Raw genomic sequence first — 7,254 nt, forward strand, 5'->3', positions numbered from 1 at the left:
CCATGGCTAAACCAGGACTGGAATTCAACAGCACGCAAGGCGGATTGTCGGAACTTAAAAAACGACTAATGTTTCTTTTTGGCGCATTAGTTATTTTCCGCGCAGGTTCATATGTACCTATTCCAGGTATTGATCCAACTGTGCTTGCACAGCTGTTTGAACAACAAAAAGATACAGTGTTAGCAATGTTTAACATGTTTTCAGGTGGTGCTTTAGAGCGCGCATCTGTGCTAGCGCTCGGTATCATGCCGTACATTACTGCATCTATTATTATGCAGCTGATGACCCATATTCACCCGACTTTTCAAGAGTTGAAAAAGGAAGGCGAGGCAGGGCGAAAAAAAATCAGTCAGTACACAAGATACGGAACGCTGTTGTTAGCAATTGCCCAGTCCACGACTATAGCCAATAGCCTGCCCAATATGGTACCAGGCTTAGTGATTAATCCTGGCTTTACTTTTTACTTCACAGCTGTTGTGAGTTTAGTGACAGGGACAATGTTCCTTATGTGGCTAGGCGAACAAATAACCGAGCGTGGTATTGGTAATGGTATCTCTATGATTATCTTTGCTGGTATTGTCGCTGGGTTACCAACTGCGATTGGTCAGACAGCTGAGCAGGCACGTCAGGGTGAATTGCCGCTAATACTGTTATTGATTATTGGTATTATTGTTTGTGCCGTAACTTATTTTGTGGTTTTTGTAGAACGTGGACAACGTCGTATTGTTGTTAACTATGCTAAACGCCAACAAGGCCGAAAGGTTTTTGCAGCGCAAAGCACTCATTTACCATTAAAAGTGAATATGGCGGGTGTAATCCCACCTATCTTCGCTTCTAGTATCATGTTGTTTCCAAGTACAATTGCAACTTGGTTTGGCCAAAGTGACAGTGCATTTGCAGAAGCAATTGCTCAAATAGCCATCGTGCTATCACCAGGACAACCTTTGTATATGATGTTGTACGCAGCAGCGATTATCTTCTTTTGCTTTTTCTATACAGCATTGGTCTTTAATCCACGCGAAACAGCGGACAACTTGAAAAAATCAGGCGCTTTTATCCCTGGGATCCGTCCTGGTGAGCAGACGTCGCGTTATATTGATAAAGTTATGACTCGTTTAACCTTAGCGGGCGCACTTTACATCACGCTAGTATGTTTAGTTCCTGAGTTTATGATGGTATTTTGGAATGTTCAGTTCTATTTTGGCGGAACATCCTTACTTATCATAGTTGTCGTGATTATGGACTTTATGGCGCAAGTCCAAACACACCTGATGTCCAGTCAGTATGAATCTGTACTGAAGAAGGCTAATTTAAAGGGTTATGGCAGATAGCCATAACCATTAACGGAGTCGGAAAATGAAAGTTCGTGCATCTGTTAAAACCATTTGCCGTAATTGCAAAGTTATTAAGCGAAATGGTGTTGTGCGTGTGATTTGTTCTACAGATCCTAAGCATAAACAACGTCAAGGTTAATATTTTAGACGAAATTCGTCTTTTTATTTGAAATCTAGTCTCGGCTTGAGTATCCTTACGGGCTTTTCGGCTGAGGCTAATAAATTTAGGAGTGCGTATAATGGCCCGTATAGCTGGCATTAACATTCCTCTACACAAGCATGCTGTAATTGGCTTAACGTCAATTTTCGGTATAGGTAAAACCCGTGCAAAAGCGATCTGCGCTGCATCTGGTATTGCTGAGACAACTAAGTTTAAAGACTTAGATGAAGCTCAGCTAGACCTGCTTCGTGAAGAGGTTGGTAAGTTCACCGTTGAGGGTGACTTACGTCGTGAAGTTTCAATGAATATCAAGCGCTTGATGGATCTCGGTTGTTTCCGTGGTTTACGCCATCGTCGTAGCTTGCCTGTTCGCGGTCAAAGAACGAAGACAAATGCGCGTACGCGTAAAGGTCCTCGTAAACCTATTAAGAAATAAGTAGGAGAGTGAATAATGGCTAAAGCTCCAGCTCGTAGTACGCGTAAACGTGCAAAACGACAAGTTGCAGATGGTATGGCTCATATCCATGCTTCTTTCAACAATACAATCGTAACGATAACAGACCGTCAAGGTAACGCTCTTTCATGGGCAACTTCTGGTGGTTCAGGTTTCCGTGGTTCTCGTAAATCGACTCCTTTTGCGGCTCAGGTAGCAGCAGAACGTGCAGGTGTTGCTGCACAGGAATACGGTCTTAAGAACTTGGAAGTATTTGTAAATGGTCCTGGTCCAGGTCGTGAATCTGCGATCCGTGCATTAAATGCAACTGGGTACAAAATTACAAATATTACAGACGTCACGCCAATTCCACATAATGGCTGTCGTCCACCGAAAAAACGTCGCGTTTAATAATGTTCCTCTGATAGCGGAGAAAGAAGATGGCAAGATATATAGGGCCAAAACTCAAGCTCAGTCGTCGTGAAGGAACAGATTTGTTCTTAAAAAGCGGCGTTCGAGCAATTGATTCAAAATGTAAGTTTGATACAGCACCTGGTCAACATGGTGCGCGTCGTGGTCGTTTATCTGACTACGGTTTACAGTTACGTGAAAAGCAAAAAGTACGTCGTATCTACGGTGTATTAGAAAAGCAATTCCGTAACTACTATAAAGAAGCAGCACGTTTGAAAGGTAACACAGGTGAAAACTTGCTTACCTTGTTAGAAAAACGTCTTGATAATGTAGTTTATCGCATGGGTTATGCTTCAACTCGTGCAGAAGCTCGTCAATTGGTAAGTCACAAAGCAATTACAGTTAACGGCCAAGTCGTTAATATTCCATCTTTTTCTGTTAAACCAGAAGATGTAGTTGCGGTTCGTGAAAAAGCTAAAAAGCAAGCACGTATTCAGTCTGCTTTAGAGCTTTCTGGCCAACGTGAAAAGCCAACTTGGGTCGAAGTAGACGCAGAGAAAAAAGAAGGTGTGTTCAAGCGTTTGCCTGAGCGTAGCGATTTGTCTGCTGACATTAACGAACAGCTAATTGTTGAGCTTTACTCTAAGTAAAGTTAATAAAATAGAGAGGAAACGATGCAGGGTTCTGTTACTGAGTTCCTTAAACCGAGATTAGTCGATATCGAGAGTCTTGGTCCTTTTCGTGCAAAAGTGACCTTAGAACCGATGGAACGCGGTTTTGGTCATACGTTAGGAAATGCGTTAAGACGTATATTATTGTCTTCTATGCCAGGTGCTGCAGTCACCGAAGTTGAAATCGACGGTGTTTTGCATGAGTACAGCACCAAAGAAGGGGTACGAGAGGACGTAATTGAGATTTTACTTAATCTGAAAGGGTTAGCCGTCCGAATTGAAAATAAAGACGAAGCGACTCTTACGCTAAGTAAGAAAGGTGCGGGCCCTGTTACTGCAGCAGATATCACTCACGATGGTGATGTTGAGATCACGAATCCGGACCATGTTATTTGTAACTTGACCGGCGACGCTGAACTGAACATGCGTATCAAGGTTGAGACAGGTCGTGGTTATATACCGGCTTCTGCTCGTCGTTCCTCAGAAGAAGATGATCGTCCAATCGGCCGTTTGTTGGTTGATGCGTCATTCAGCCCGGTAGAGCGTATCGCTTATGCGGTAGAATCTGCTCGTGTTGAACAACGTACCGACCTAGACAAATTGGTTATCGATATGGAAACGAATGGTACGATAGAGCCTGAAGAAGCAATTCGCCGGGCCGCTACGATTCTGGCTGAGCAATTAGATGCATTCGTTGAATTACGTGATGTTTCTGAGCCAGAGCGTAAAGAAGAAAAACCTGAATTCGATCCAATTCTGTTAAGACCAGTTGACGATCTTGAATTAACTGTACGTTCTGCTAACTGCTTAAAAGCAGAGCAGATCCAATACATTGGTGATCTTGTTCAGCGTACTGAGGTTGAGTTGTTAAAAACACCTAACCTTGGTAAAAAATCTCTTACTGAAATTAAAGACGTATTGGCCTCTCGTGGCTTGTCTTTAGGTATGAGATTGGAAAACTGGCCACCAGCCAGTATCGCTGATAAAGACTAAACCTGTTCTACATAGTTATTGGTAGAAGGATAGCATTATGCGTCATCGTAAAAGTGGCCGTCAGCTTAATCGAAACAGCAGTCATCGCAGTGCAATGTTCAGCAACATGGCGAGCTCTTTAGTTCGTCACGAAGTTATTAAAACAACATTGCCAAAAGCGAAAGAATTGCGTCGTGTTATCGAGCCGCTGATCACTTTAGCAAAAAAAGATAGTGTAGCAAATCGTCGTTTAGCTTTTGCACGAACTCGTGATAAAGAAGTTGTGGGTAAATTATTTAGCGAAATTGGTCCTCGTTACCAAGCTCGCCCAGGTGGTTATACTCGTATTCTTAAATGTGGTTTCCGTGCTGGTGACAACGCACCTATGGCTTTCATCGAATTGGTTGATAGACCAGAAGTTGAAGAAGAAGTAGAAGCTACAGAAGCAGCTGAATAAGTAATTATTCAAACGCAGATAAAAAGGCGCCTTTCGGCGCCTTTTTTGATCTATTATTTAAATGATTTAATTAATAGATCATTTAAATAATGGTTTTAAGTGCCTAAGCTGGATTAGGCTACAGTTGGTTAGATTAATACGAGCATTGATGGTTCACATTAGCCTATCAACGCGGAGAAATTACTTTTGGCAACAACATAAAAGCTTTGACAATTTCATTGCGAAAGTTTTCATCGTTATATAAACCAGCACGCCGATATTTATGACAGTACTCCTCGGCAGTAACTTGGTTGTTAATATGAATATTTGTCTGTTGCTCAACCATAGTTAACCAGTTATGTTGCACTGCTTTTGGCGGCTCAGGTAATTTTTGTAATATGTGCTCTGCTTTTTTAAACAGTGACTGACGAGAAAACGCGATAGTGTAATCGTTGACTGCTAACCAGCTTTGACCATTTTTTTCGACACACAAAACTGGCATATAGGGAGCGAGCGACGAACATACATTATTTTTGTACATTGTTACTTACCAATAACGCTGACCAATGTCCACAAATGTGTCAAAGTCGGTGATTTCCGCGAAACCAGATTCACTAAAGGGCAGAACTTCCACTCTGGGTTTGTTTGGGTTCACCGTGTCGTTAGATACATCTAAATAATAATCACCGATTTGTAAGGCATTTTGAAAATATAAGTTTCTTAGGCCACCCCAAATTTTATCTAAGCTATGGCCTTGTTTCATATAGTTAATGAGCAACAACAAGCCTTCGTGACTATGGTTAGACTTGATGTCGTTAACAATAAGCTGATACACAGCATCGCGGATTTCACAGCATCGCCCAAGTGGGAAAGGTTTGCCCGAAAAAAACGGATATTTAGGCACTAATTCTAAGTCTGCTTTGACGCGAGCAAACGCAAGGTAGTCGACAATCTTTTCTATTTGTGTAGGGGTGAAATAGTTGGTGGAACTCATATGGATTTTTCTCGGCAATCTTGTTGGCTAATTTTTTGTTTTATCAAGCTACTTGAAATGTTGGGTGTTTCGGGCGCAAAGGCCACATTAATATTGTGTTTGGCAAGCAGCGGAATTAATTTATTCCAACGTTCGCTGTTTTGCCATTATATACAAGTTACAACAGTAGCTATCTCCAAACTTAACATCCAATTGAACACAAAGTCTGTTTGAATGATTGGTGACTGTACGAGTGTAACTCCATCAACGATAGCAAGTGCTTGGATAATAGCAATTCCTTGGTTTTGTTCAATGATAGGTAGTTTGCCTTTCGACTTTAAGCACATCGCATCGGGCGCTCCGCCGACTATTAATTCATCACCTTGTCTACGAGCAAAGTTCAAAAAGTTAAGGTGGCCGACATGAAATAAATCAAATACGCCCAAGGCTAAAACTCTGAGGTTATTGTGTTTCATGCTGCAATTCCATCTGTAGTTGCTTTTCTAGCTTAACAAACAATTGATCTGATGGGGTAAAACGACGTACTTGTTCAACAAGCGGTTTAAGCTTAACCCATCTATGATGTCGCCACAAAACACATATTCTAGAATAGGCAAAACATTGTGTGAGTAAACTAAAACCTTGTAAGTTTTTCGCGCATATTGTGGTATCGAAATTAACATCTTTTATTTGCCATTGGCCATATAACGCCTGCAAAATTGTTTCTGGTTGTGTGGGGTGCCATACAGAGCCAAATTTGGTTTGTTTAGCTACTAAATCAATTCGAGGATAGACAGTGACCCGATTCCACTCAAAAGGAACACCCGACATCCATAAACCTGAGATAGTTTGCCCATTTTTTTGCTCAACCCCATAACCACATAAATCTAAAATCACGCCGTTGGAGTGAATAAAGCAGCGCGGATTAATTAAATCGTACGAGCGTTTATGCTCTTGCCAACCATTTTGTTTAAGTAGTTTGATTGCATCAGGCATCTGCCCCTAATCAATGCCGATATCGATATCTTTATCAAAAGGAAGTAAGGCATTATCGCGGGTTAATCCTAACAAAGTTCCAGAAGTGGCGAATGACCTAAGCTTGTTGACTTGTCCCCAAATGCAAAGCAGCCTCGGTTAGGCGGCGGATGGCAGGTAGCGAGTTGGGTTCAATTTTAACTGAGGCTAGCAAGTGTTCGACTGCTTTAGCTAGATTGGAATTTAGTGGTTGCACATTAATTGAAACTTATAGAATTTAACCGAGAATATATGCATGCTGAGTAGTTTAGCACTGACTATGAACAAAAAATAAGGTAGCTTGTTGAAATTTTTTAGCCTGAACTTCTTTTTGAATTGAGATGAAAATTCTTATTCTATTTTTACTATTTTTATTTCGCTCGTCCATAATAGAACATTAAAGTTGTTTCTAGCTCCTAATACTCGATAAATAGGTCCAATGCACAAATATAATTTTATTTCAGGTTTACCCCGTTCTGGTTCAACGCTACTGGCTGGATTAGTTAATACATTTTTAGAGCAAGTGGGGCTGGTAGCGAATTTTATGTTTTTTTTGACGAGCCTAAGCGTAAGTTCTTGGCAAAAGTTGTTTGATGCGTATTACCATCAAGAGCAAAGTAAACGCATTATTTTTGATACCAATCGTATTTTGACTGCCCGTACGTATCAACTCAACGAGTTGTTTGATGATTTTAAGATGATTTGTTGTGTGCGAAATCCAGCTTGGATTATGGACAGCTTCGAGCGTATTTATCGGAAAAACCCGTTTGACTATATCTCGCCACGAATTAATTTATGGTCTATTATTAATTTTTATAACGTCAACAAGCAATGTAAAAAATAATGACGC

Annotated in this window: 13 protein-coding genes; 8 read left to right on the forward strand and 5 right to left on the reverse strand. The window is 41.0% G+C overall.

The annotated features are described in order from the left end of the window. Window positions 1-2 precede the first annotated feature (2 nt). From secY to rplQ, 7 genes are all read left to right on the forward strand, one after another. On the forward strand, window positions 3-1,331 hold the full coding sequence (gene secY / locus FNT16_RS09615; protein WP_143871382.1) for a preprotein translocase subunit SecY: 1,329 nt from the start codon (window positions 3-5) through the stop codon (window positions 1,329-1,331). Window positions 1,332-1,356: 25 nt separating this feature from the next. Further along, complete coding sequence (rpmJ, locus tag FNT16_RS09620) at window positions 1,357-1,473, forward strand: 50S ribosomal protein L36 (protein ID WP_017446388.1); 117 nt, start codon at window positions 1,357-1,359, stop codon at window positions 1,471-1,473. Between the two features lie 100 nt (window positions 1,474-1,573). Continuing rightward, window positions 1,574-1,930, forward strand: a complete 357-nt coding sequence (gene rpsM, locus FNT16_RS09625; protein WP_143871383.1) for a 30S ribosomal protein S13 — start codon at window positions 1,574-1,576, stop codon at window positions 1,928-1,930. 15 nt (window positions 1,931-1,945) lie between these two features. Next, entirely contained in the window at window positions 1,946-2,338 is a 393-nt protein-coding gene (rpsK, locus tag FNT16_RS09630) for a 30S ribosomal protein S11 (protein ID WP_016955052.1), read from the forward strand. A 29-nt stretch (window positions 2,339-2,367) separates the two neighbouring features. Beyond that, window positions 2,368-2,988: a 30S ribosomal protein S4 gene (rpsD, locus tag FNT16_RS09635; protein WP_143871384.1), complete on the forward strand. Its 621-nt coding sequence runs from the start codon at window positions 2,368-2,370 to the stop codon at window positions 2,986-2,988. A gap of 24 nt (window positions 2,989-3,012) precedes the next feature. Next, window positions 3,013-4,002 carry a DNA-directed RNA polymerase subunit alpha gene (locus tag FNT16_RS09640; protein WP_143871385.1) on the forward strand — a complete coding sequence of 330 codons (990 nt, stop codon included), beginning with the start codon at window positions 3,013-3,015 and terminating at the stop codon, window positions 4,000-4,002. Between the two features lie 37 nt (window positions 4,003-4,039). Further along, window positions 4,040-4,438: a 50S ribosomal protein L17 gene (rplQ, locus tag FNT16_RS09645; protein ID WP_143871386.1), complete on the forward strand. Its 399-nt coding sequence runs from the start codon at window positions 4,040-4,042 to the stop codon at window positions 4,436-4,438. A gap of 166 nt (window positions 4,439-4,604) precedes the next feature. Here the strand turns inward: rplQ and FNT16_RS09650 are convergent, their stop codons facing one another. The 5 genes from FNT16_RS09650 to FNT16_RS21140 form a co-directional block, all read right to left on the reverse strand. Beyond that, window positions 4,605-4,958: a hypothetical protein gene (locus FNT16_RS09650; RefSeq protein ID WP_143871387.1), complete on the reverse strand. Its 354-nt coding sequence runs from the start codon at window positions 4,956-4,958 to the stop codon at window positions 4,605-4,607. Window positions 4,959-4,964: 6 nt separating this feature from the next. Further along, complete coding sequence (locus FNT16_RS09655) at window positions 4,965-5,411, reverse strand: hypothetical protein (protein ID WP_143871388.1); 447 nt, start codon at window positions 5,409-5,411, stop codon at window positions 4,965-4,967. A gap of 146 nt (window positions 5,412-5,557) precedes the next feature. After that, window positions 5,558-5,866, reverse strand: a complete 309-nt coding sequence (locus tag FNT16_RS09660) for an adenylyltransferase/cytidyltransferase family protein (protein WP_143871389.1) — start codon at window positions 5,864-5,866, stop codon at window positions 5,558-5,560. Beyond that, the gene (locus FNT16_RS09665) at window positions 5,853-6,386 is read right to left on the reverse strand and encodes a hypothetical protein (protein ID WP_143871390.1); all 534 of its coding nucleotides are present in this window, start codon (window positions 6,384-6,386) and stop codon (window positions 5,853-5,855) included. Before FNT16_RS09665 ends, FNT16_RS09660 begins: the two co-directional genes overlap by 14 nt. A gap of 6 nt (window positions 6,387-6,392) precedes the next feature. Then, entirely contained in the window at window positions 6,393-6,518 is a 126-nt protein-coding gene (locus FNT16_RS21140; RefSeq protein WP_143872939.1) for a LicD family protein, read from the reverse strand. Window positions 6,519-6,843: 325 nt separating this feature from the next. On the opposite strand from FNT16_RS21140, the gene FNT16_RS09675 reads away from it, so the two are divergent. Next, window positions 6,844-7,248: a sulfotransferase family protein gene (locus tag FNT16_RS09675; protein WP_246072191.1), complete on the forward strand. Its 405-nt coding sequence runs from the start codon at window positions 6,844-6,846 to the stop codon at window positions 7,246-7,248. The last annotated feature ends 6 nt before the right edge of the window (window positions 7,249-7,254 follow it).

This window comes from Catenovulum sediminis, from assembly GCF_007289895.1.
Taxonomy (GTDB): Bacteria; Pseudomonadota; Gammaproteobacteria; order Enterobacterales; family Alteromonadaceae; genus Catenovulum; species Catenovulum sediminis.